Annotated in this window: 15 protein-coding genes; 4 read left to right on the top strand and 11 right to left on the bottom strand. The window is 71.3% G+C overall.

Annotation, left to right across the window (positions count from 1 at the left end; all coding sequences use genetic code 11):
• Positions 1-6 precede the first annotated feature (6 nt).
• Entirely contained in the window at positions 7-831 is an 825-nt protein-coding gene (locus AC6JA9_RS16065) for an FHA domain-containing protein (RefSeq protein ID WP_223746738.1), read from the top strand.
• A 4-nt stretch (positions 832-835) separates the two neighbouring features.
• Here AC6JA9_RS16065 and AC6JA9_RS16060 read toward each other — a convergent pair whose 3' ends face one another.
• The 7 genes from AC6JA9_RS16060 to AC6JA9_RS16030 all read right to left on the bottom strand — a co-directional run bounded on the left by AC6JA9_RS16060 (position 836) and on the right by AC6JA9_RS16030 (position 13,312).
• Entirely contained in the window at positions 836-1,267 is a 432-nt protein-coding gene (locus AC6JA9_RS16060) for a PH domain-containing protein (RefSeq protein WP_141325203.1), read from the bottom strand.
• 63 nt (positions 1,268-1,330) lie between these two features.
• Positions 1,331-2,956, bottom strand: a complete 1,626-nt coding sequence (locus tag AC6JA9_RS16055; protein WP_497960702.1) for a tetratricopeptide repeat protein — start codon at positions 2,954-2,956, stop codon at positions 1,331-1,333.
• A gap of 104 nt (positions 2,957-3,060) precedes the next feature.
• Positions 3,061-4,371, bottom strand: coding sequence for an adenylosuccinate synthase (locus AC6JA9_RS16050; protein WP_046712872.1), 1,311 nt, complete (start codon positions 4,369-4,371; stop codon positions 3,061-3,063).
• A gap of 12 nt (positions 4,372-4,383) precedes the next feature.
• On the bottom strand, positions 4,384-8,049 hold the full coding sequence (locus AC6JA9_RS16045) for a UvrD-helicase domain-containing protein (RefSeq protein ID WP_497960062.1): 3,666 nt from the start codon (positions 8,047-8,049) through the stop codon (positions 4,384-4,386).
• Positions 8,046-11,285: a PD-(D/E)XK nuclease family protein gene (locus tag AC6JA9_RS16040; protein ID WP_267696748.1), complete on the bottom strand. Its 3,240-nt coding sequence runs from the start codon at positions 11,283-11,285 to the stop codon at positions 8,046-8,048. The genes AC6JA9_RS16045 and AC6JA9_RS16040 overlap by 4 nt, the downstream gene beginning before the upstream one ends.
• A gap of 195 nt (positions 11,286-11,480) precedes the next feature.
• Entirely contained in the window at positions 11,481-12,284 is an 804-nt protein-coding gene (locus tag AC6JA9_RS16035; protein ID WP_223746734.1) for a GNAT family N-acetyltransferase, read from the bottom strand.
• Positions 12,285-12,316: 32 nt separating this feature from the next.
• Positions 12,317-13,312 carry a LysR family transcriptional regulator gene (locus AC6JA9_RS16030; protein ID WP_497960061.1) on the bottom strand — a complete coding sequence of 332 codons (996 nt, stop codon included), beginning with the start codon at positions 13,310-13,312 and terminating at the stop codon, positions 12,317-12,319.
• Between the two features lie 108 nt (positions 13,313-13,420).
• Here AC6JA9_RS16030 and AC6JA9_RS16025 point away from each other — a divergent pair, with 108 nt between their 5' ends.
• On the top strand, positions 13,421-14,482 hold the full coding sequence (locus AC6JA9_RS16025; RefSeq protein ID WP_408890864.1) for an SMP-30/gluconolactonase/LRE family protein: 1,062 nt from the start codon (positions 13,421-13,423) through the stop codon (positions 14,480-14,482).
• A gap of 47 nt (positions 14,483-14,529) precedes the next feature.
• Here the strand turns inward: AC6JA9_RS16025 and AC6JA9_RS16020 are convergent, their stop codons facing one another.
• Positions 14,530-16,122: an FHA domain-containing protein gene (locus tag AC6JA9_RS16020; protein WP_497960059.1), complete on the bottom strand. Its 1,593-nt coding sequence runs from the start codon at positions 16,120-16,122 to the stop codon at positions 14,530-14,532.
• A 3-nt stretch (positions 16,123-16,125) separates the two neighbouring features.
• On the bottom strand, positions 16,126-18,432 hold the full coding sequence (trxA, locus tag AC6JA9_RS16015) for a thioredoxin (RefSeq protein ID WP_497960058.1): 2,307 nt from the start codon (positions 18,430-18,432) through the stop codon (positions 16,126-16,128).
• A gap of 72 nt (positions 18,433-18,504) precedes the next feature.
• Between trxA and AC6JA9_RS16010 the strand changes: the two genes are divergently transcribed.
• Together AC6JA9_RS16010 and AC6JA9_RS16005 are read left to right on the top strand one after the other, a co-directional pair.
• On the top strand, positions 18,505-19,422 hold the full coding sequence (locus AC6JA9_RS16010) for a phosphatase PAP2 family protein (RefSeq protein WP_223746728.1): 918 nt from the start codon (positions 18,505-18,507) through the stop codon (positions 19,420-19,422).
• 44 nt (positions 19,423-19,466) lie between these two features.
• A complete protein-coding gene (locus AC6JA9_RS16005) occupies positions 19,467-20,645 on the top strand; it encodes a dienelactone hydrolase family protein (protein WP_473566936.1) in 1,179 nt (392 codons plus the stop codon).
• Between the two features lie 6 nt (positions 20,646-20,651).
• On the opposite strand, the gene AC6JA9_RS16000 is transcribed toward AC6JA9_RS16005, so the two are convergent.
• Both AC6JA9_RS16000 and AC6JA9_RS15995 read right to left on the bottom strand, forming a co-directional pair.
• Positions 20,652-21,563 carry a metallophosphoesterase gene (locus tag AC6JA9_RS16000; RefSeq protein WP_223746915.1) on the bottom strand — a complete coding sequence of 304 codons (912 nt, stop codon included), beginning with the start codon at positions 21,561-21,563 and terminating at the stop codon, positions 20,652-20,654.
• A gap of 194 nt (positions 21,564-21,757) precedes the next feature.
• Positions 21,758-24,703 (bottom strand): choice-of-anchor D domain-containing protein, encoded by a 2,946-nt coding sequence (locus tag AC6JA9_RS15995; protein WP_426746883.1) that lies wholly within the window; start codon positions 24,701-24,703, stop codon positions 21,758-21,760.
• Positions 24,704-24,958 lie beyond the last annotated feature (255 nt).

The following is a 24,958-nucleotide window of genomic DNA, read 5'->3' as shown; positions in this document are numbered from 1 at the left end:
CGGGTCATGCGCTTCGAATTCCAGCACCTGGGCACCACCACGCCCTTCGAATTGCCCGAGGGCCATCACCTGCTGGGCGGCGGTCCCGAGGACCATGTCCGCCTGGAGGCCCTGCCGCCCCACCTCTTGTCCCTGCACATCGAGGGGCAGCGGCTCATGGTGGAGGCGACCCGGACCTTCGACGTCAACGGGGTGCTCGTGCCTCCGGGCGTGTCCAGGCTGGTGCTCCCCGGCGAGGTGGTGGGCCTGCCCGACACGATGCGCCTGAGTGTCCTCCCGGAGACACCCGAGCAGCGCGCCCAGGGCACTGTCGCCGTGCTCAAGGGGCTGCTCACGGGCCTGGACGCGGCCCCTTCCCGCGCGGCCACCCTCACCTGCCTGACGGGACTGGACGTGGGCCGGATGCACGCGCTCGCGGACGCCCGCACGGACCTCGGTCGGGGACAAGAAGCCACGCTGCGCCTTCGCGACAGGTCCGTGTCCCGCAATCACGCGCGCATCCACCACGAAGAAGGTGTGTTCGTCCTGGAGGACCTGGGCAGTCCCAACGGCGTCTACGTCAACGGGGAGCGCGTCCAGGAGCCCGTGACGCTGTGCGATGGCGACGTGCTGGAGCTGGGGCGCACGCTGCTGCGCTTCCAGGCGGCCCTGGACGAGGCGCCCGCGGAGCCGGCCGCCCCGGAATCCCCCGAGCAGAGCCTCTCCGACACGGGGCCGGCGCAGACGGCGCCTCCTCGGCGGAAGGCTCGCGCGGAGTGGTGGTTCATCGGGCTGGGAGGCACCGCGGCGCTGGCGGGACTGCTCGTCACCTACCTCCTGATGACGACCTAGCGCGTCAACCCGGCAGCGGCGCCAACCCCGCGCGTTCGACGAGAATCCGGGCGAGCTTCTGGTGATGCAGGAAGAAGCTGGTGAAGTGGACGAATCCCCACTGTCCCCGGATGGCGTAGACGGTGACGGGGCCGGGCAGCACGTCCACGTTGCGGATGTCCGAGAACGCGAAGCGCCGGGTGCGGACCATGCCCCGGTAGGTGATGCCCCGGGCGTCCACGACGATGAGCGTGCGCGCGTAGTACGCGAGCGAGACGCCGAAGAAGAGGATGAAGAAGCCCGCTGAGAGGAAGGTCTTCAGCGGCACCCCTTCGAACTTGAAGAGGTAGAGCAGCACCGCCACCCAGAGCAGACCCGCCGCCGCCATCGCAGCCGAGAGGCTACGACGAGGGCGAAAGACCTGCCGTCCGTTCATCTCCGCGTCGCGCCCGGTCATGCCTCCAAATTAATGCTTGGGGCTGACAGGATCCACCTGCCCCCCGGCCCGCCTGGCCGCCGGTCAACGCAGCTTCACGGCCTTCTGTCGAGATTCCTCCTGGAGCTGGGGACGGACGTCCGCGGCCGACGAGGCGGCATAGCGCTCGTAGAGCCCCCGTGCCTCCGCGTTGCGCCCCAGGGCACGGTAGGACTCGGCCAACCCGTACAGGGGGGACGCCGCCTGGGGCTCCAGCTCCATCGCGAACTGATAGTCCGCCGCGGCCTCCGCGTAGCGCCGCAGGCCGATGTTGGCGCTGCCGCGCGCGGTGTAGGCCACCGCGAGCATGGGCTCCAGCTGGATGGCCTGCGTCAGGTGCGTCAGCGCCGTGGCGAAGTCGCGCGAGCCGATGCGCTGCACGCCCTGCTCATAGGCCCTCCGGGCCTGCGCCCGTGTCGTCTCCGCGACAGGTCCGGAGCCCGGGGCCTGTCCCGCCGCCTGCGGCGACGCGCCCGACTGCGCCATCTTCGTCCGCGCCCGCGCGATGTTGTCCTGCGCGCTCTGACGGATGGCCGCGTCCTTCGTGAGCTGGATGGCGGACTCCCACTTCTCCACCGCCTGCCCGTAGTAGCCGAGCACCGCCAACGCGTTGCCCAGCTTGAACAAGGCCTCCACATGGCCCTCGTCCGCGTGCGACGCATCCAGGAACGCGAAGGCCGCCTCGCGGTAGCGGCGCTCCTTCATCAGCGCGTCGCCGTCCCGGATGCGCGCCGCCGCCAGCGCGGGGTTCGGCGTGCGAGCCTGCGCGACCTCGGCCGAGGGCTTCGACGGGAAGGGCACCGGCTCCTGCGCCGAGGGCGTCGAAGCCGGCGAGGCCACGGCGGTGCCCGGGGGCGTCCCCTTCTCGCGCAGGTCCGCGCCGTCGGCCGTCGCCACAGCGGGAGGTGTCACTGGCGTGACGCCCGGGGTGCTCGTCGGAGGCGGCGCCTCGGCGACGCGCGGGAGCGGCTTCGGAGTCTCGGGCGAGGCGCCGAGGGTGCTCGTCGGAGGCGGCGCCTCGGCGACGCGGGGGAGCGGCTTCGGGGACTCGGGCGAGGCGCCGAGGGTGCTCGTCGGAGGCGGCGCCGCGACGCCGCGCGGGAGCGGCTTCGAAGACTCGGGCGGCAGGGGCGAGGCGCCGAGCGACTTCAGGTAGCCGCGCGCCTTCTGGACCCAGATCTGCTCCGAGGGCCGGTTCTCACGGGCGATGTAGCCCTGATACGCGGCGATGGCCTGGGGCTTGTCGCCGAGCTGGCGGTGGCTCTCCGCGAGGCCGTAGTAGCCGTCCGCGTCGTCCGGCTCGAGCTCGACATAGCGCCCGTAGGCGCGGGCGGCGGTGGCGGCGTCCCCGGCCTTGCGCGCGGCATAGCCCAGGTTGAAGTACGCCATCTTGTGCAGCGGGTCCGCCTGCGTGGCCTCGCCGAAGCGCGCGATGGCGTCCTTCAGCTTGCCCTGGCGGAAGGCCACGCTGCCCAGGCCGTTGAGCGCGGGGGCATAGCCCGGAGTGGCGGCCAGCGCTTCGCGGTATGCGGCGGCCGCTTCGTCCAGACGGCCGGCGCCCAGGGCGGACTCGCCGCGAGCAAAGGCGGCCCGGGCGGGCGCGGAGGGCTCCGCCGCACCGAGCAGCAGCACCGCGGACAGGACGACGACGGACTTGCGCACCAGGTGCATGACGTCCCCCAAGGGGTTGCACCGGTTGCCGTAGCAGAAACCGGGGACGACGTCACGATGCGCCCACACCCCCGGTGGGAGTTTCTCCGAGGGTGTGGCCCGTCTCAGCTGCGGAAGGGGTTCTGCAGCAGCACCGTCTCGCCGCGGTCGGCGCCCACGGAGACGCACACCACGGGCACGCCGCTGACCTCTTCCACGCGGCGCACGTAGCGCTTCGCGTTCTCCGGCAGCTCGTCGAAGCTGCGCACGCCGGCGAGGTTCTCCTCCCAGCCGGGCAGCGTCTCGTAGATGGGCTTGACGCGCGCCAGGTCCTCGTAGTCGCCGGGCAGCTCGGTGATCTTCTCGCCGTCCAGGTCGTACGCGTTGCAGATCTGCAGCGACTTCAGGCCGCTGAGCACGTCGAGCTTGGTGAGCGCCATGCCCCACAGGCCGTTGACACGCGCCGCGTAGCGCAGCACCACGCCGTCCAGCCAGCCGCAGCGGCGGGGACGACCGGTGGTGGCGCCGAACTCGTCACCCACCTTGCGCAGCTGGTCGCCGATGGCGTCGCTGAGCTCCGTGGGGAACGGACCGCCGCCGACGCGCGTGGTGTAGGCCTTGCTGATGCCCATCACCTTGTCGATGGCCGTCGGGCCCAGGCCCGAGCCCACCGCGGCGTTGCCCGCCACGCAGTTGGACGACGTCACGAAGGGATAGGTGCCGTGGTCCACGTCGAGCAGCGTGCCCTGCGCGCCCTCGAAGAGGATGCGCGCGCCGCGGCGCACCTGGCCGGCGAGGTACAGCGAGGCGTCGTGCACGTAGGGCTTGAGCCGCTCACCCAGCCCGGAGAACTCCGCGAGCACCTGGGGCACCTCGAGCTGGGGCACCGGCACGCCCGCCTTGCCGCACAGCTCCCGGAGCTCCTCGAGGGCCTGGGGCAGCCGCTCCTCGATGCGCTTGCGCAGGCGCTCGGGGTTGAGCAAGTCCCGCATGCGGATGCCCCGGCGCGCCACCTTGTCCTCGTAGGACGGGCCGATACCGCGGCCGGTGGTGCCGATGGCGCTGCCACCGCGGGCCTTCTCGCGGAAGCTGTCCAGCAGCTTGTGCCACGGGAAGATGACGTGGGCATTGTCGGAGATGATGAGCTGCGAGTCCTCCTTGAGGAAGCCGCGCGCCTTGAGCGCGTCGATCTCCCCCACGAGCACCGCCGGGTCCACCACCACTCCGTTGCCAATGACACACGTCTTGCCCTGGTGGAGGATGCCCGAGGGAATCAGGTGCAGGACCGTCTTCTGGCCCCCCACCACGAGCGTATGCCCCGCGTTGTTGCCGCCCTGGAAGCGGACGACCAACTGGGCATGCTCGGTGAGCAGGTCCACGACCTTGCCCTTCCCTTCATCTCCCCACTGCGCTCCGATGACGACGACGTTCGGCATGGTGCCCGCCGCTTAGCACGCGGGAGGGGCCGGGTGACAGTGTTCCGAGAAGCCACAATGCAGGGCCTGGCAGGTCGCCCTCTCTCGTCCCACCCAGGCGCCACGCACCTCCCCCCGTGCCAGCGCCCGCGTCGCGTCCGCGAGCCGCCTGGCGGCCTCCTCGGGGCGCGCCGCGTCCGCCCGCCACTCGGGCTCCGGGCGCTCCTCCCCCAGGAAGACGACGCCCACACGCACGGGGACGCCCGCTCGCACCATCCGTCGCGCCGCCAGCTCCAGCGCGTCCAGCTCGTGGACGTACGCGGCCGCTCCCAACGGATGCCGTCCGCCCGACTTGTAGGTCACCACCACCGCCTCGCCGCGAGGTGACTCCCAGAGGACATCCATCTCACCCTCCAGGGAGATGCCCTCGTCCACCACCAGGCTGAAGGCCAGGCCCCGGTGCACGCCGCGCGGCGGGGACTCCGCCAGCATCCGGGCGAAGTCGGTGGCGAGCCAGCGCTCCGCCGTGCCCAGGACCGCCTCCATGCCCGGGTCCTCCGCCAACGCGCCCGCCTCGCGCAGCAAGGCCTCCAGGTGCGCGCGGCGCTCCGTGACGTCCACGTCACGGGCCGAGCACAGTCGCAAATCAGAGGTGCTCAGCAGATGGCGCACCAGCTCCGCGGGGCTGCGTTCAGGGAGCCAGCCCTCCGGCTCGACGACGAGCGGGGTCTCTCGCGGCGCCACCTCCCACTGCCACGGCGCGCCGCGCAGTCCCAGGCGGTGCACGTAGTGGAAGCGGCGTGGACAGGTGATGAAGTCCTGCACGGAGCTCACGGGCGCGCTGAGGGACGCCGCGGACTCGGGCAGGTCCAGCGTGCCGCCGCGCACGCGCAGCAACGCGGCCTCGACACGGGCCTCCACACGCGCCAGCGCCTCGGGCCCCGGCGGCTCCGGGTCCCTGGGTGGAGGCAGCTCGTCCACGTCCACGTCCGTGACGAGCTCGCGCGTGGTGACGTCCTCCAGCCGGGCGTCGACGAGGTGCCACCACGAATCCTTGCCCGCACGTGGCTCTTCTCCACCGGAGAGCACCAGCAAGTCCCTGGCGCGGGTGAGCGCCACGTAGAGCAGGCGGCGATACTCGGCGTCCTCGCGGGCCTTGAGCTCCTGGCGCACCGCCTCGAAGCGGTTGGACGTGTAGCCGTCCAGCGAGTCGGGCACCCAGGGGCGCAGGGCGATGCCGTGCGAGCGCTCGAAGTGCGCGCGGGCGGAGGTGCTCCGGCGTCGACCGCCCATGCCGGGCACGACGACGATGGGCCACTCCAGGCCCTTGGCGCGGTGGATGGTGAGCAGTTGCACCGCGCGCGGGTCTCCGGCGTCGAGCAGGTCCGCCTGGGCTTCGTTCGGGGAGGACTCGGCCAGCATGCGCAGCTCGCGGGCGAAGGCCACGCACCCGCCCGAGCCCCGCTCGTCGCGACGCGAGGCCAACGCGAGCAGCTTCTCCACGTTGGCGCTCGCCTGCTCCGCATAGGGAGAGCCCGCGAGCGCCTCGCGGTAGCCCGTCAGGTCCAGCGCGGAGAGCAACAGCTCCCTCACGCCCAACCGGTCCCGCTCCCGGCACAGCGCGGGCAAGGCCTCCAGGAAGGTCTTCAGGCGCTGACGTTCACGTTCCGGCAGGGTGGCGAGCACCTCGTCGTCCGTCAGTCGAGGTGACGCCAGCGACAACGGCTGCTCCCCGGCGAGCAGGAACAACGTCGCGTCCGACAGGCCCACCAGCGGCGAGCGCAGCACGGCGGCGAAGGCGAGCGCGTCCTCCGTGTCCGCCAGCAGCGCCAGCAGCGAGGCCAGGTCGAGCACCTCCTGCGCGCCGTAGAACCCTCGTCCACGCAGCACCCGATGCGGCACACCGTGGCGGATGAGCGCCTGCCGGTACACCTCCAGGTGCGTGAAGGTCCGGAAGAGCATCGCCACGTCGCCACCGCGCGCGGGACGTGAGCCCTCGCCATCCTCGCGAGCCACCGTGGGGAGCGCACCGGGCGCGAGCAGGATGCGCAGCCGCCTCGCGGTGCAGTCCGCGTCCAGCCATCGCAGGTCTCCGGCGGTCTCCTGCTCCTCCAGGTGGAGTCGCTCCACCACGGGGGCCTCGGTGAGCGAGGCGCGCACGGGTGACAGGTCGTCCTCCTCGGGGACGTAGACGACCTCGAACGGACGGGGCGCGTGCGCATCCGCCGCCACCAGCACCCCGGCGAAGGCGTGGTTGAAGAAGGACAACAGGCCCGGCACCGAGCGGCGGTTGTGCTGGAGGAAGCCGCGCGTGCCGCCCTCCTCCTCCACCTTCTTCGACAGCAGCGTGAAGACGGAGACGTCCGCGCCACGGAACTCGTAGATGGACTGCTTGCGATCTCCCACCGCGCAGAGGAACGCGGGCTCCAGCGGCAGCGCGGACGGCAGGTCCATCTCCGGCGTCAGCTCGCGAGGCCCCCCCTCGCGCTTCTCCGCGAGCAGCAGCACCAGCTCCAACTGGAGCCGGTTGGTGTCCTGGAACTCGTCCACCAGGAGGGCGCCCACGCGCTCCTGCACCTGCCGGCGGAACTCGGGATGGTCTCGCAGCAGGTCGCGCGCCTTGACGAGCAGCGAGGTGAAGTCGAACACGTTGCGGCGGGCGAACTCCGCGTCGTGCCGGGTCTCCACGCGCCCCAGCAGCTCGCGGAAGGTCTCCTCGAAGGGCGCGGTGTGCCACGCGGCCCACGCATCGACGAGCATGCGCACCGAGCCGTCCGTCTTGCCCTTGTAGATGCGCCAGTACAGCTCGCGCACCGGCCCCGCGGCGCCCTTGCTGAGCCGCGCGATGTTGCGCGTGTCCGTCGCGAAGCAGGCGCGCAACCACGGGTAGCGGTCTCCCTTCTGGAAGTTCTCCGCCGTCATCCCGTTGAGCGCCTTCTCCAGCGCGCCCACCAACTGGCTCCACTCGCCCTTGGCGTCCAGTGCTCGCACTTCCATGCACAGGCGCAGGCACTCCTTCAGCGCGTCGTCGAACTCCTCGCGGGCCTGCGCCACGTCGGCCACCGCCGCGGAGGCCGCGCGCAGCCCCTCCTCGCGCAGCTTGCCGTAGACCGACACCAGCGCGGCGACCAGACCATCGGAGAACCCGGAGCCGGAGAACCCCAGCTCCTGACACAGCTCACGCACGCGCGCGTCGCCCGCTTCCAGCGCATCGAGCACGACGCGCTCGCACACGTCCTGCACCAGACTGGACGCCTCGAGTTCGTCGAGCACCTCGAAGCTCGGGTCGATGCCCACCGCCGGTGGCGCGCGTCGCAGCAACTGACCGCAGAGCGAGTGGAACGTGCCCACCGTGGCCGCGCCCATCTCCTCGCGCAGCTGGCGCCACGCCTCGGGCAACGGGAACGGGCGGTCCAGCCGGGAGAGCGAGGCGCGCAGCTCCACCTCCTGGTCCAGCTTCGCCTCGCCCTGCGCCAGCCCGTCCAGACGCATCCTCAGGCGCGCGCGCATCTCCGCCGCGGCCTTGTCGGTGAAGGTCAGCATGCACAACCGCGCGGGGCGCAAGGGGCCCCCCGCCTCGCGCGCGCCCGCGAGCAGGTGCAGCGTCATCGTCACCAGGCTGTACGTCTTGCCCGCGCCGGCGCCCGCCATGAGCGCCAGGTTGCGCTCCAGCGCGAGGATGGAAGGGGCCGTGCTCAACTCCCCTCCTCCGTCATCCGCCGCTCGGTGATGCGGCACACGGCGCGGAAGCCGCAGGAGCCACAGTCCTGGGGCCGCGCGGCGAACTGGCCCTCGCGCAGCGTGCGCACCAGCGACTCCACGGCGTTGGGCAGGTTGCGCCCGCCTTCCTTCTCCGCCACCTTCGCGCGCACCTCGGGGTCCGTGGACAACAGCTCGTCCAGCTCCTGCGCGGGGACCACCTCCGACAGGTGGATGGTGTTGCCCGTGCGCAGCGAGAACCACGCGGCCTGGCTCGCGTTCTGGTGGCCGCTCTCGCGCGCGGCGAAGAGGTACAGCGGCAGCTGGAAGTCGGACGTGAGCAGCCGCTTCTTCAGCTCGTTCTTGTCCAGGCGCCCGGACTTGTAGTCGATGACACCCACCTCCGAGCCGGACACGTCGAGCCGGTCGATCTTCCCCTCGAAGACGATGGCGTCACCGTCGATGGGCAACATGACGTGGCGCCACCGGTCGTCCTCGGCGGCGGGGCCGAACTGGAGCTCGAAGCCCTCCGGCACCATCCGCTCGAAGGGCAGCCCGCGCCGCTCATCCACCAGGATTCGACGCGCCATCGCCCGCGCGCGCTCGTGCGCCAGCTTCCACAGCGCGGGGTGCCCCACGTGGTGGAACTTCTCGAAGTGCGCCACCGCGGACTGGAGCGCGGAGTCCAGCACCTCCTCGGGGATCTCCTCCGGAGCCTTGCCGAGCAGTTGGTGCTGCTTGAGCGATTGGAAGACCTCCTCCACGACGCGGTGCCAGAAGGTGCCGCGCCCGCGCGCGTCGAACTCCTCGCCCGGGCGGTCCGGCTCCGTCACCTTCAGGCCGTACGTGAGGAAGCCCTGGAAGCCGCAGTTGCCGAAGCGCGCGAGCGCGGACGCGGACAGGGGCCGCGTCAGGTCGAAGCGGAAGGCCTCGCGCAACGACGCGCGCATCGTGTTGGCATCCACCGAGCCCGTGTACTTCCCGGGCTTGCGGTCCGGCTCCCCGAAGAAGTGCAGCCGCTCCACCTCCACCAGCGATAGCTCATGTGCGCCCGAGTACCAGGCCTCCCGGTCGAAGCGATCCTTGAGCCGAGACGCCGCCGGGTCCGGCTCGGTGACGCGCAGCTTTGGATGCGCCAGGACCTCGAGCGCCACGCAGCGCCGCAGCTCCGACTCGGTAAGCACCTCGTCTAGCGGCGGGATGGGCGGCAACGAGCGCGGCGTCCACTTCAGCGCGGTGAGCCGGCGCACCTCCTCCAGGAACGAGGACGGCACCTGCTCCTGTCCACCCGCTCCCTCCACCGCGAAGGACAGGCTCAGCGTCTCCTCCGCCGCGGCGAGCGCGCTGGCGAACAACAGGCGGTCCTCGGTGAGCCGCCACGCCGCGCGGTCCTCGAACTCGCCGCCGGTCAGTCGGAACACGTCACGGCCCAGGTGCTGATTGAGCGCCGAGCGCTCCGCGTCCGCGAGCAACGGCGAGGGCACATCCCGTCCCGGGAAGCGTCCCTCGGTGAGCCCCGCGATGAAGAGATGACGGAAGGAGCGTCCAGGAACCTCCGCCGCCTCCAGCACCTCCACCGCAGCGCCCCTGGGGCCTCGCGCGGGCAGGTACGCCTCCGACATCGCATCGCGCAGCCATCGACCGAACGTGCGCCGACGCAGCACCGGGCCACCGCCCACCGCCTTCATCGTCCGCAGCAGTCCCTGGACGCGCTGCCGCAGCGCCTCGCGCGCGGCCTCGTCTCGCGACCGCGCATCCAGCGCCCGCTCCGCCAGTCCACCTTCCGCGCGGGACTCCAAGGGCCCCTCGGAGTCCATCAACCCCAACTGCTCCACCACGTGCCACCACGCGGCCAACTGTTCAGCAACGGGCGCCTTCTCGGGAATGCGCCGGCAGGCATTCAGCAACAGGCCGCAGCGTTCACGCAGCACCCGCACCGACTGGATGCGCGCGCTGCCGTCCTTCTTCTGTGCGCCCTGGAGCGCCTGGAGACGACGCGCGAGGCCTTCGAGGCGCACGTCGTAGGCACCGCGTCCTCGCAGCGCGCCCAGGCGGTCGTCCCGCACGGCGGCCAGCGCGAAGAGGCTCGCCGGCGACTCCGGACCTCCGCGCGACAGGATGTGCGCGTAGCGACTGCCCACCAGCTCCGCCACGCGCTCGGCGGGGAAGCCGTCCTCCACCAGCAGCGGCAGGTCCAACGCCAGACGCACCGGCCCGGCCAACGAGAGCGGCTCGCCCCAGGGCAGTCGCACCGGCACGCCCAGCTCACCGAGCGACTCGGCGAGCCACCCCGCCTCCGCCCCCAGCTCACGGTATGCAATCGCGATGTCCGACGGCGCGGCCCCTTCCGCGATGAGCCGGCGCACGTCCCTGGCCACCAGTCGCGCCTCCTCGCGCGCCGTGGCCGCGCTCCACACGCGAGGCTGGGTCTTCGCGTCCTCGAGCACATTGCGCGGCGCCCGGGGCGAGAAGGCGAAGCGCCCCAGGTCGATGAACGGCCGGGACTCGAAGGTGACGTCCGCCTTGAAGAGGTCCACGTGCGGCATGGACTCGCCGCGGTTCTCGAAGGCGCGGAACAGCGAGGCCAGGGCCGCGTCCGCGACCGGCGAGCCACCCACCGGCGTCTCCACCCGGAGCGTCACGCGTCGCGACTCACACGCCGCCGCCAACGCCAGCAGGAGCTCCAGGCCGGACGGGCGCACGTCGTAGACCCCGTGCAGCACCAGCGTCCCCACGCCGTCCCAGCTCACCGGCCATGCACCCCGGCCCAGCGCCTCGCGAGCCCCGCGCAGCACGTCCTCGCGGTCCGCGAGCCCCAGCTCCGCCAGCTTCTGCTCGTACAGGTGATACAGCCGGGCGAGCACCCGCACGTGCTTCTGCCGCTCGGGCGGGAGGACCTCCACCGCGTCCTGGAGCTCCCGGGGCGACAGGCGCCCGGCCTTCAGGTCCAGCACCACCTCCAGCCCCGCGCGCGCGAAGGCCGGCTCCCGGACGTACTCTCCGAAGTGCGTGTTGCCCAGCTGCGGCCCCAGCGAGGACATCACCGCGCGCGCCAGCACCGCCGGGCACGGACGCCGGTTCAGCTCGCGAGCCCCGCCCAGCGCGACGAGCAGCTCCTCCCAGGTGAGCAGGTCCCGGCCCACCGCCAGCCCCCGGGCGTTCCCTTCCGCGCGCAACGCGGCCTGACGCCGGCTGGCGTCGGGGAACACATGGAGGGTACGGACGGGGCGGGCCATGGATGCGTGGAGTCTAGAACGACCGGACGGGTCGCTTTCATGCTCGATTCCTCACTCCGCGCCCAGTGTGTTCGTGAGCCCGCCTGCCTGCCCACCTGTTTCCCACGGTTGGCCCGCGAACCGGACCTCCTTGACCGGCTTACCCAGAAGCCCTGGAGCTTCCGGGTGGCCCTTGCGCCCTGGAGCGGGTGCGCGTCAGAAGGTGTGCGCCAGTTCGAGCTGCGAGAGCGCCGGGTAGGTGAAGCCCTCGCCCAGGAAGAAGCGGTCACACAGGCCCTCGGGGACGATGGCGCTCACCGCCAGGGGCTTGCCGGGATGCGCGGCGGCCAGGGCCCTCAGCAGCCTCCTCCCGGCGCCCTTTCCTCGGGCCGAGGGCTCCACCACCAGCGAGCGCAGACCGAGCGTGGGCGCGGCGACATCCGCCACCACCGCGAAGGCGGGACCGAGTCGGAAGGCCTTCGCCGGGGACGACAAGCCCATCACCGTCGCCGCGTCGAGCTGCCATGGCAGGCCCGCGGGCAGGAGCTTCGCACACTCGCGCGGGTCCACTTCCTCCAGCGCTCCGGGCTCTGGCGTCGGCGTCCCCGTGAAGCCCACCAGTCGCCGCATGCGTCGGAAGCCCAGGCGCTCGTAGAGCTTCACCGCGGGCGCGTTCTGCTCGATGACCTCGAGCACCATCCGCGCATCTCCGCGCGCTCGTGCGGAGTCCAGCAAGGGACGCAGCATCTCGCCGCCCAGGCCCTGCCCTCTTCGGCTGGGAACGATGCCCATGCCCGCGACCCGGCTGACGTTGCCCCGTCGCGCCATCAGCACGAGCCCCACCGCCTCACCACCCACGCGAGCGACCCGGCTCTCCGTCAACGAGATGTGCTCGCTTCGCACGCGCGCATCGAAGGCTTGCGGCGCATCGGGCACCGGGACGAAGTAGCCCTCGAAGGCGCGCGCGAACAGCGTGGACAGCGACAGGAAAGACCCCTCGGACGCGGGAACGAGGTCCATGGCAATCGGCTCCGAAGCCTGAGGCTCGCGATTCATTCCACGCCACGCTGCCGCAGCGACACCCCGCCGGCAACCCCTTGCTTCCGCGCCCGACGGAGCCTCTTTGCTCCCGAGCGCTCCCAGGGTTCACCCGCCAGTCGCTCCGCGAGGAAGTCGACGAACACACGCGCCTTGGGCGCCACCAGTCTGCTGGGAGGATGCACGGCGAACAGGCCCACCTCCGGCAGGGCCCAGTCCTCCAGCATGCGGATGAGCCGGCCCGTCCGCAGGTCCTCATCCACCAGGAACGTGGCGAGCGCCGCGACACCACAACCGCCGAGCGCGGCCAGCCGCAGCGCCTCCGCGTTGTCCGTGCGCAAGACGGGATGGATGCGCACGGTGGTCCGCTCCACGCCACGCACCAGGGTCCACGTCTCTCCGTCCTGGAAATGGGAGAACTGGAGACACGGATGCGACGCGAGGTCAGCGGGCTGGGCCAGCGCCTCGCGGCCCCTCGGATAGCGCGGAGCCGCCACCAGGAATCGACGAATCGTCGCCAGCCGTCGAGCCACGAGGCTCGAGTCCGGCAGCGCGCCAATCCGAATGGCCACATCGAACTCCTCCTCGACGAGGTTGACGTAGCGGTCCTGGAAGGAGAGCTCCAACGTGATGCGCGGATAGCGGCGCATGAAGTCCGGAACGAGCGGCGCGATTTGACGCTGACCGAAGAGATTGGGCACGGCCACGCGCAGCCGCCCTCTCGGCGCTCCTCCGTAGCCGGACACCAGGGCATCCGCCTCTTCGAGGCGCTGGAGGACATCCGTGCATCGCTCCAGATACAGGGCGCCCGCCTCCGTGAGGGAGACCCGGCGCGTCGTGCGTCTCAACAACGCGGCGCCGAGCGCGGCCTCCAACCGAGCGACCCGTCGACTCAGCGTGGACGCGCTCACCCGCAGCTCCCGAGCCGCGTCCGCGAAGCTCAGCGCGCGCGCCACGGCCGAAAAGGCCAGCATGTCCTCCAGCCGATCTCTCAACTCCAAGCGCTCCACGCCTCCCTCCGATTGTTGCATCTCGCGCACGAGTGTCGTGCCCGGCGCCCCGATGATGCCGGGTCGCTCGCGGGCTATGCACCACGCGTCCTCCTGGGAGTCCATCTCATGTGCCCACTGCCGCTCGCGAGTGTCTTGTCGACGCTGCTGCTCATCACCTCCCCCGCGACCCCGCCGCACTCGAAGGCCCGCGCTTCGGGTGCCGTGACACCCGCCTCCGCGAGCACCACGCCCGGCCCGCATGGCTTCGAGCGCATGTCGCTCCCCTCGGGCTTCACGGTGCCCAACGGCATCGCCGTGGATGACCAGGGGACGCTCTATGTCGGCTCCGTGGCGGATGGCCGGGTGCTCCGACGTGTCGCTGGCGGTGACTGGACGGAGTTCTTTCCGGGCTCCGAGCAGGTGTTCTCCGTGACGAGCCTCCGTCTGGACGCGCCTCGAAACCTGCTGTGGGGGACGTCTCCCGACGCCATGGGACTGCTGAGACCCCAGGGCGTCGCGGGTGGACGGGGGGCTCGCGTCTTCGCGCTCGACGCTCGCTCGGGCGCGCTGCTCAAGGTCATCCCGCTTCCCGCGGGCGCGCTCGGCAATGACCTCGCCGTGGCTCCGGATGGCGGCCTGTATGTCACGGATAGCCACCGCGCCGCCGTGCTGTACCTGCGGCCCGACAGCGAGGCGTGGGAGACATGGGTGATGGATCCACGCTTCAGCGCTCGCGGCCCCGGGATGAGCGCGGTGGGGCCAGCGGGGATCGCGCTCGCGCCCGATGGAAGCACGCTCGTCATCAACACCTTCGGCCCAGGTCGGCTCTTCGTGATTCGTCCTGGAGCCAGGGGACAGGGTCCGAGCGTCCGTGAAGTCTCGCTGCCGCGCCGCCTGGAGAATCCGGACGGCATGCGCTTCGCGCCAGACGGACGCCTGCTGCTCGTCGAGGGCGCGACACAGAGCGGCGACGGGCGGCTCGTCCGTATCGACGTCCTGGGCAAGTCCCGGGGCGCGAAGGTCCTGGAGGTGCTCGCATCGGGGATGGAGTCCCCGGTGAATCTCACCGTGTCCGACGAGGGGACGGTCTGGGTCACCGAAGCGAGACTCCGCGACCGCATCCTTCGAGGTCCGGAGGCCGCATTGCCCCAGGTCTTCTGGGTCGCCTCGCTGCCCCTTCCCCGCTGACACCGCCTCCACGGACGTGACGTCCGTGGAGGCGGAGAGGGGCCGCGTTACGACTCGGTGGTCAGCGAGAAGGTGATGCGGATGCCGCCCAGCAGGTACTCCTCGCCATCGGAGACCTGACGGCGCGCGATGCGCGTGTTGTCGAACCAGGTGCCGTTCGAGGACTTGAGGTCCTCGATGAAGACCTCGTCGCCGTCGCGCAGGATCACCGCGTGCTCACGCGAGACCCTGGCGGACTTCACCATCAGGTCCGCGCTGGGACCCCGGCCGATGATGAACCGCTCGCGAGCGACCAGCACCGGCTCGCCATCGTCGAGCTTCACGTGCACCTTCAGCTCCGGCGGAGCCTGCACGATGATGGTCTTGTCCGGCTTGCCCGCCGGCGCCTTCGGCTCGGGCTTCGCCTCCGTCACCAGGTCGGAGGAGTCTTCGTCCACGAACGCTGGCTCGGCGGAAGCTGCTGCCGCCTTGCCGACGGCGGGCTTGCCGACCGCGGCCTTGCCTGCGATTGCATTGGCTGGGATTGGCTTGCCTGCCGCCGCCTTGCCTGCGGCCGGCTTCGCATCCTCGTCTGCATCGGAATCGTCGTCCGAATCCCCGTCCGCATCGGAATCGTCGTCCGAGTCCTCGTCGGAATCGTCGTCGCCGGAGTCCTTCTCATCCGCGTCGCCATCCGAGTCCTCGTCGGAATCGTCGTCGCCGGAGTCCTTCTCATCCGCGTCGCCATCCGAGTCCTCGTCATCGTCCGAGTCCTCATCGGAATCGTCGTCCGAGTCGTCATCGGAACCATCGTCCGAGTCCTCGTCGGCATCGTCATCCGAGTCGTCGTCCGAGTCCTCGTCGGCATCGTCATCCGAGTCGTCATCGGGCTTCGCGTCGACGGGCTCGACCAGACGGTCGACGTCACCCACGATGTCTCGGACGCGCGCGGCGACAGCTTCGCGCAGTTCGGCCTCGTCGACCGTGGGCTCCTTCTCCGTGGCGGGCTCGTCCTCGGAGTCCTCGGAACCCTCCGCTTCCTCGTCGTCGGAGTCCTTGGCGCTTCCGGCGGCCTTCGCCTCGGCACCCTCCGCGTCTTCGGCCCCGGGAGTTCCTTCGTGCTCCCCGGTCTTGGACTCTTCTTCGTCGGTGTCCGCGAGCGCGACGACCGGAGGCGGCTGAACCTCCACCGACTGGTCCACGGCGCGCACTACTTCGCGAACACGCTCGGCGACCGCTTCGGACTCGGCGCCCTTCGGAGCCTCTACCTCAGCGGACTCATTGGCCACGTCCGCGACCTTCGCGGAGGCAGGTGCCTTCATCGGAGGCACCGTCGCGGGAGGTGTGGCCACCGGCTCCGCTGCCGCTGGAGCAGCAGTCACCGCGGGCACTGAGACGGGGGCGCTGACCGCGGGCGTCGCCACTGCCGCTGGCGTCGCCACGGGCATCCGCGCGACCACAGGCGCGGCCACCACGGCCGGCGCGCTGCCCGTCTCGGTGAGGCTCACCTGCGTGGGCTGGATGAACCCGAACTGCCGCGCGAGCGAGAAGAGCGCCTGATTGACGAGGACATCGCGGTCCACGCCCATCTCGCGGCTCATCGTCTCCAGCGCCTTCCACAGCGGGTCGGCGATCTCGACCTGTCGAGGCGTGCGGTTCATGGCTCAGCTCCCCCTCAGGTTGTCCTGCCAGGGCGAAACGTTGTGGCTGTCCGTCAGCCAATAGAACATCGCCTGCATCTCCGCGTAGTGCTGCTCCGCGATGCCCAGGAGGTTCGGGTGCAGGGCGTCGATCTCCACGCCCGCGAACTCGAAGCCCGCCGCGCCCGACGCCTGCGCGCCACGGCCGCCCGTCACCTTGCGGTCCCGCACCCGCCAGTGTCGCTGGCTCGACATGCCCGCCGCCTGTCCGAAGTCCGCCGGAGGCGCCACCTTCTTCGGCAGCACCACCTTCGACTCCCCACAGGCCCACAACAGCCACGTGAGCGCGTTCCAGTCTCCACGCGCCAGCCGGATGAGGTCCGGCAGGCCCATGCCCGCCACGCTCAGCGTCTCGTCGACGGAGACCGAGTCCTCCCCAACCTCCACCTCCTCCTCGGCCAGCTCCACCGGCCCCGCAGGCAACAGGGCGGACACGTCCGGCGGCATCCACGGCAGCACGGCGCCGGGCTTGAAGCGCCCCAGCAGCGCGGCGCGGACGAGCTGCAGCCGCGTGGCGTACTTCTGGACGATGCGCACGATGGCGTCGAGCGTCTGCGCGGGCTTCTCCGGCAGGTCCTCGTAGGTCGACACCGGCTTCTGCTTCGCCGGCCAGAAGTCGAACACCGGGAACAGCGCCCGCGCGTACGTCCCCAGGAACGTGGCCGTCCCCGGCTCCGCCTTCGCCAGCGCCTCCGCGTCCTTCAACGCGTGTGCGTCCATGCCCATGTTCAACAGGACGAGGCCTCGGGTGAAGAGGAACGCCGTGCGCTCCGGAGCGACCAGCAGCGCCGCGTTCACGAAGTCCAGCGCCGCCCTCGGCCGGTCCAGCTGGTCCAGCCGCACCGCATGGGCCCGCAGCAGCATGCCCGCGTCACCACCGCGCACCAGCGTCTCCGCCAGCGCCGAGCTGGAGTCCGCCGCGTTCTGCAGCGCCTCGCCCGCCGTGGCCTTCGCGTTGTCCGGCGTCCTCGGCAGCGCCACGCGCTCCATCAACTCGAGGAACGGCGCCACCTGCTGGTCCATCGCCACCGAGCGCGCCAGCGCCAGGAGCGCCTCGCGGTGCTTGCGCGCCGCCACGCACGTGGCCGCGTACTCACGCCAGGCCTCCGCGCTCCGGGGCACGTTGGAGAAGACCGGCGACGCCGACAGCTCCGCCTCCTGCTGCGCGACGCCCAGGTCCCGCGTCAACACCACCTGCCGGTCCGCGTCCAGCAGCGTCCACATCCCACAGGCCACGTCCTGCTCGTACCGGCCCTCGTCGAACCTGACACGCGGGTCCAGGTACTCGTCCTTCGCCAGCGAGCGATAGGCGCCGTGGCGCTGCCCCTCGACGAACTCGCCCTCCCACAACAGCTGGCCGTCCTGGAGCCAGAAGCGCGCGAGCCCGTGGCGCTCGCCGTCGGTGTTCAGCTCGACGTGGGACCACTGGTTCAGGTCCTCGCGAAGCTCCGCCTCCAGCGGGATTCCCTCGGGACGGTCGGGGTACGGCTCGCCGGTGGACGGCACCACGCGGCGGTCCTGGCCGTCATAGTGCGTCACGCCGGTGACGCGGCCGTGCTCGTACACCATCACCGTCTTGCGAACGAGCGTGGAGACGCCGTTCTCGTGCATGCGCTCCGTGGTGAACTTCTCGGACGCGTACCAGGTGCGCGGCCCGTGAAGCTCCCCCTTCACGAAGTCGCCGTCCTGGGAGACCTCACCGCTCTCGTGGAAGCGCTTGAAGGGGCCGTGGGGCTTGTCGTTCTCGAAGCTGCACTCGTTGCAGAGCGTGCCGTCCGCGCGCCAGTACTTGTAGGGCCCCTGCTTGCGCCCCTTGGGGTCCGTGGCGCCGTACACCCATTCGCTGTCGCCCTCGTCCCACGTCGCCTCGGGGTGCACGCCGGGCGGGACGATGCCCTGCTCGGTCAGCTTCTTGTTCTCCTCGGCCTGCTTCGCGTAGGCGACGTCCAGCGTCTTGAGCGACTTGACCAGCGCGTCCAGCCGGCCCGGCGACATGGCTCCACTGGAGCGGTGCACCACCGTGCCATCCTTGAACGCCATCAGCGTGGGGATGGACTGGATCTGGAACCGGCCCGACAGCTCCTGCTGCGCCTCCGTGTCCACCTTGCCGAACACGACGTCCGGGTGCTTCTCCGCGGTGGTGGCATAGGTCGGCGCGAAGTTGCGGCACGGGCCACACCACTCCGCCCAGAAGTCCACCAGGACCAACCCTGGCTTGCCAGTCATCTGTTCGAAGGTCTCGGCCGTCAGGTCGACGGGGTGCGTACTCACGATGAAGCCTCGGATGCGAATGGGAGTCGGACGCTTGTAGTCAAACCCTTCGCGCCGCGCCAGCGTCGCCCTATGCTGCGCGCCGTGCGCCCGTCCTTTCCCATTCTCGCACTCACTGCGATCCTCGCGCTCTTTCCGCTGACTCCGGCCCTGGCCCAGCCCGCGGAGGACGCCCCTCGTCTGCACGAGCTGAAGTTCGACTGGGCCCGCGACGGCGTCATCACCGGCTCGGCCGCCGTGCTCTGGATTTCGAGCGAGGTGCTCTTCAAGAGCGACCTGGCGCCCGCGACATGCCGCTGGTGTGACCGGGCGCCGGACGGGACGGACCGACTCAACCAATTGGACCGCTGGGGCCGGGGACTCGCGGGGAACACGGAGGCGTCCCGGCACCGCGCGGGGCACTGGAGCAACATCATCGGCTTCGGCGTGCTGCCCGCCGGGGTCATGGGTCTGCAGTACGCGGTGGGGCGAGGCTCGGACAGCCCGAACCGGTTCTTCGCGCAGGACGCGACCATCATCCTGGAGAGCGCCATGCTGGCGACGCTCGCGAACCAGACGGTGAAGTTCCTGGTCGGCCGTGAGCGCCCCTTCGTCCACGTGCTGCCCGAGGACCAGAAGCGCCTCACCGACCAACCCAGCGACAACAACCTGTCCTTCTACAGCGGGCACACCAACCTGGCCTTCTCGCTGGTGGTGTCCGCGGGCACGGTGGCCGCGCTGCGCGGCTACGAGAACCAGGCGTGGATCTGGGCCGTGGGACTGCCGCTCGCCACCTCCGTGGGACTGCTGCGCATGGGCGCCGACAAGCACTACCTCACCGACGTGGCCACGGGCGCCGTGATGGGCGCGGCCTTCGGCGTCGCGGTGCCCCTGCTGTTGCATGGCCGGACCGGCGGCGTGGAGTCCAGCGCCGCGCGCCGCTCCCCGACCGCCGCCCGGCTGATGCCCGTCGCCGGCGCGCGCATGGCTGGCTTCTCGGGCGTGTTCTGAGGCCCGCCATCCGCGGGCGTCTCGGGCGGGCGTGGCGCGCGGGCGTGCTGGCGCTGGTGCTCGTCGCCGGCTGCAACTCCGCGAGCCGCTTCGCGCCCAGCTACCTGCTCGTGCCGCCCCAACCCTTCATCACCGCGCCGCCCATCTGGGGCCCGGTGGAGGCGGGGCATTGGAGCGTCGGGATGCGCGTGCAGGCCATCGCCGCCACGCCGGAGGACCCCTCGGCGCTCCAGCTCACGGTCTGGTACCCGACGCGGGAGAGCGACGCGGCGACGCGCCTGCACTATCGCGACTACGTGGGCCTCATGGGCTTCGAGTCCGAACCCGAGACGCCTCGCGACGAGGCGCGCGCCACCCAGGCCGTCACCCTCTACGAGCAGCAGCTCATCGACCTGGGCGTGCCCGAGGAGAGCACCGCCGCGTGGCTCGACACGCCCATGACGGCCACGCCCCACGCGCCGCCCGCGCCGGGACGCTTCCCGCTCGTGCTGGTGGCGCAGGGCCGGCACCACTCCGCCCACCATCAGGCCGTGCTGGCCGAGTACCTGGCGAGCCACGGCTACGTGGTGGCCACCACGCCCTCGCCCACTCGCGCAGAGCCGCCCGGGCCGCTCGTCGACGTGCTCGCCACCGCGAGACGGCAGGCGCGGGAGCTGGAGCGCGCGCTGCGCGTGCTCCACGCGGATGCGCGCATCGACACCTCGCGCGTGGCCGTCATCGGGCACAGCCTGGGTGCTCGCGCGGCCTTCCTGTTCGCGCTCGCGCATCCCGAGGCGGGCGCGCTGGTGAGCCTGGATGGGGGCATCGGGACCCGGCGCGGCAAGGAGTGGTTGAAGGGCCTGCCGGACTTCCAGCCGGAGCGGGTCCAGGTCCCCCTGCTGCACCTGTTCCAGGAGGACGACGCCGTGGTGGTGCCCGACTTCGAGCTGCTCGAGTCGCTGCGCGGCGCGCATCGGTGGATGGTTCGAATCCCCGGCATGCGCCACGTGGGCTTCACCAGCGTGGGCGCCGCCGCCACACTGGCGCCGGGGGTGGTGTCGGCGGAGACGGCGAAGGCGGTGGCCCGGGGCTGGGCCACGACGGCGGACGTGACGCGCAGGTTCCTGGACGCCACCGTGCGACGCAGGCTCGTGCGGCCCACCGCGCCGCCTCCGTCCGCCAGCGCCCTGCTCACACCGGACGCGGACGCGCTGCTCGAGCACTGGGAGCCCGGCCAGCCCTGAGCCGCGCTACATCACGCCCGCGGGAGCCTCGTCGCCGTCGTGCCCTCCCTCCACGACGGGCAGCCGGGACAAATCCCAGCGGCGCCCCGGCTCCCAGGCGACGGCGCCGGACACCCCCCAGCCGACGCGCACGACCTCCCGGCCCTCGTACTCCAGCCAGAAGACGGACTCCTCGGGGCGCGTGGCCTGGTCCAGGCAGGCGATGCGCGTCGCGGGGCGGCCCGCGCCCTCCAGCGTCACCGCGAAGGCCTTGTGCGAGTGTCCACACAAGAGCCACTTCGGCTGCACCGTGTCCACCAGGCGGCGCGTCACGCCATTGCCAATCCAGTACGAGGGCAAGGGCCGGGGCGGCGAGGGGTTCTCCTCCCGCGCGCGCTGGACGATGCCCCGGGGCCACTCGTGCACGAGCATCAGGTCCACGTCCCTGAGCGACATCACCCGCTCCACCTCCGCGGTGCGGAAGTAGCCCGCCTGCTTCATCAGGTCCTGCGTGACGGGGCGCTTCAAGGGCTGGTCGATGAAGCGCGGCGCGTGGATGCCGGACAGGAAGCCCACGCGCAGCCCGGAGAGTTCGCGCACGCCGGCGCGGCCCAGGTAGGTGACGCCCGGCGCCAGCTCGCCCCCGTCCTGGAAGTCGTGCAGCGCCTCGAAGTCCTCGTTGTTGCCGCCGATGAAGTACAGGGGCCGCTTCACGCGGCGGACGCCGTCCGCGTACTCGGCGAACTCCGCGGGCATGGTCCGCTTGGCGGCCTTGCGCCGATGGTCATCCGCGCGGCGGAACGCCTCCACGTCCCCCACCGCGAGCACCATCGACACCGGCCGACCACGCGACTGCTCCAGCGCGTCCAACCACGTCTCCACGCGGTGGAAGCGACCGTGGACGTCACCCAGGGCGGCAACCAGGAGGGGCTCCGGCATCACCCCGGAAGGCTGCACCCGCGCATCCACCCTGTCGAGTCATCCCCGCCCCATGGGACGCAAGGCTGACAGAAAACCCACACTTCAGCTCAACGCAGCCATGAAGGAAGCACTCGCCAGAATCAATCACAGACAAACGCCGCGCCCCTCCGAGGAGAAGCGCGGCGCCGTCACACCTGGGACTCACGTGAGCGCTAGTTGCAGCCCAGCGGGTACGTCACCTCCACCAGCGAGCCCGGCGCGGGAGCGGAGTCCCGGTCGAAGATGATGCTGTTGGTGCGCGCGTCGTACTCCCAGCCCGACAGCACCTGCACGCCGTCCACGTGGACCACGATTCGCGTGGTGTCCGCGGGCTCCTCGGACAGGGGGAACTTGCGGTTGGGGCCGAAGGCGCTGTTGGAGAGCTTCTCCAGGGACGCGGCCCAGTTGGGCGTGCAGATGCTCTCCACCACGCCGCCCGTGGTGTTCGCCAGCTGGATGTAGCGGCTGCCGGCGCTGCTCGACGTGGGGCAGGTGGCCAGGTCCATGGGGCCGACAATCGCGTTGATGCTGAGCTTCGCCTTGTCGTTGCCCTTCAGCGCCAGGAAGTACGTCTCGTAGAAGGACACCGGCTGCGAGCTGAAGTCCTCCTCGTCCGACAGGAAGATGATGGCCAGCTTCGCGTCCTCGCGCAGGAACCCGCCGTTGCCGTCGTTGGGCAGCGGCGTGCGGGCGTCATCCAGGTTGTAGAGCAGCGGGTCCGACAGGGCGCGGTGCGCCGCGTCCAGGCCCTGCTCGTTCCAGTGACACACGCCCACGCGGGTGTTGTCCGCGAACACCGCGGCCGCGTTGGGCGTGTCCGGCGTGATGATGCGGGGGCGCGAGCCGTCCACCGGGAACAGGCGGCCGTTCTCGCCGCCCTGCGCGCCGCCCGGGCACTCGGACCAGCCGCCCGGGGACTCATCCAGGCCCGTCGTGGTGACGCCGATGCGGTAGTCCACCGCCGCCGCGCTCGCCGCGCTCAGGAAGGCCGCGAAGTTCTGCCCCAGGCTCTGCTGCTCCTCCATCATCGAGCCCGAGTTATCCACCACGAAGAGCACGTCCACCTTCGCCTTCGACTCCTGGAAGAAGCGGTCCGTCTGCTCCGCCTTCGTCACGCCCCGGCCCAACAGGCCCGCCGTGTACTCGCTCCCATCCTCCAGCCGGAAGCGCACCGCCGCCGCGTCGTCGCCGTCGTCCGTCGGCGTGTAGCGCGCCGTCAGCTTCACCCGCCCGCCCGCGGCAATCGAGGACGGGAAGGCGCTCGCCGACTCCACCGAGAACTCCTCGCCCGCCTGCTCCAGCGTCATCCCGGCCACCTTCACCGGGCCGATGCACTCGTTGATGGCGACCAGCTCCCGGGTGCGAGGTCCACACGACAGCTTGGTGACGCCGAAGTCCACCGTCGTCGGCTGCAGCGCGAAGCAGCCCTTCACGCCCTCGCCCACGAGCGACACCAGCGGGTGCCCCAGCGTCGGGTGGTTCACCCACGCCTCCGCGAGGCCCTCGAAGGGCCCCTCCTCCTCCGGCTTGAAGCGCACCACCAGCGTGGCCTTCTGGCCCGGCTCGAGCACGTGGTTGGGCACCGACTGCGCGAGGAAGGACGGGTCCGAGCCCGCCACCAGCTGCATGGACGCCAGGTAGCACGCCTCCGTGCCGGTGTTGCGCAACGTCACCCCCAGCCCCACCTCCGCGCCCACCGGCACCTTCCCGAACTTCAGCTGCTGCGGCAGCGAGTACTGGCACGGCTTGAAGGCGCGCCCCTCGCCCTTGAGCGTCACGCCCTCCGTGGACGTGGTGCTCCCGGCGCGCACGCTCACCGCGAGCTGCCCCTCGCTCCGACCCGCCGCGCCCACACGCGGGCTGAAGGTGATGCCCACGAAGGCGGACTGGCCCGCGGGCACCGTCACGCTGGCCGGCGCCTGCGCCAGGGTGAAGTAGCCCCCCTGCGCCGTCGTCAGGTTCAGGTTGTTGACGAGCACGCTGTCACGGCAGCGGTTGATGACCTCCACCGGCCGCGTCGCCGTCATGCCCTCGGCCACCACGCCGAAGTCCAAGTCACGCGGCTTCACCGCCACGCAGGACGTGCCGCCCTCGCCCGCGAGCGACACCTTGGGGCCCGGCGCCGAGGAGCCCTGCTCGCGCACGCCCACCTCCACGCGCCCCTCGCCCGCGCGCCCCAGCACCACCGGGGTGAAGGCCACGCGCACCTCCACGCTCGCGCCCGCCGCCAGGAGGCCGCCGCTGAGCACGGGCTCGCTCACCACGCGGTACACGCCGCCCGGGTTGAGCTGCAGCTCCACGCCGGACCAGCGCAGGGACTCGGTGCCCTGGTTGCGCACGGTGATGGACTGCTCCGCGCTGGCGCCCAGCGCCACGCGCCCGAAGTCCAGCCGCAGCGGCGTCACCTCCAGCTTGGACGCCACGCCCATGCCCTTGAGCGGCACCACCGCCGGCTCGCAGCCGTCGCACACGGCGATGTGCAGCTCCGCCGCGGCCGCGCCCAGCCGCCGGGGCGCGAAGGCCACCGACAGCACCCGCTCCTCGCCCGGCGCCAGCGTGGGCGCCTCGCCGTGCTCCGCGGTGAACTGGTCCAGGTCCGCGCCCTGCACCGACACCGCCAAGGGCGTCTCCACGTCGGAGGGGTTCTTCACCGTCACCTGGCGCATCTCCACGAAGCCCATGGCCACGTTGCCGAAGTCCAGCTCCGTCAGCGGCACCTCCACGAAGGCCTTCACGCCCCGGCCCGACACCGGCACCTGCCCCTGGGCGTCCGCGTCCGTGATGAGCTCCAGCGAGCCCTGCACCGAGCCCTCGACCTCGGGCTTGAAGTGCACCTCGATTTCGCGCTCGGCGCCGGCGCCCAGCGTGAAGGGCTCGAACGGCGGCACCGTGACATTGGGGATGGTGGAGGTGGCGCCCTCCACGCGGTAGGACGCGCGGCCGCCGTTGGTCACCTTCAGCTTGAAGCTCTTGGTGCGGCCCAGCGCGGCGGGGCCGAAGTCGATGGTCTCGGGGCGCACCACGAAGGCGCTCTTCGCCCGCTGCGACGATGGGCGCTCACATCCCGTCCCCACCACCAACGCCACCGCCACCCACGCCACCCAGAACAGACGTCTCATCGTTGCTGCCTCCCCACGACTCCCGAGCCCGGATTCCGCACGGCCTCGCACCCGCGCGATTCCGGCGGAGGGGGCGCTTTGCAACCCAGGTGCCCGACGCATGGCGGCGACAGACGTCCACCGGCCAACGTGGCAACTCTTGGGCGTGGCTGGGAAAAGGGGTTCTCCGCCGTGGGAAGAACGTTTCCCTGGGGGCGGGTGGGACTGGAATTACTTCAGGAACGCCAGGTGACAGTCGGGACAAACCACCAGCCC

It is taken from the genome of Myxococcus sp. MH1 (assembly GCF_059738865.1).
Note: the sequence above shows the minus strand (reverse complement) of the source record. Positions and strands in the feature narration are given on the sequence as shown.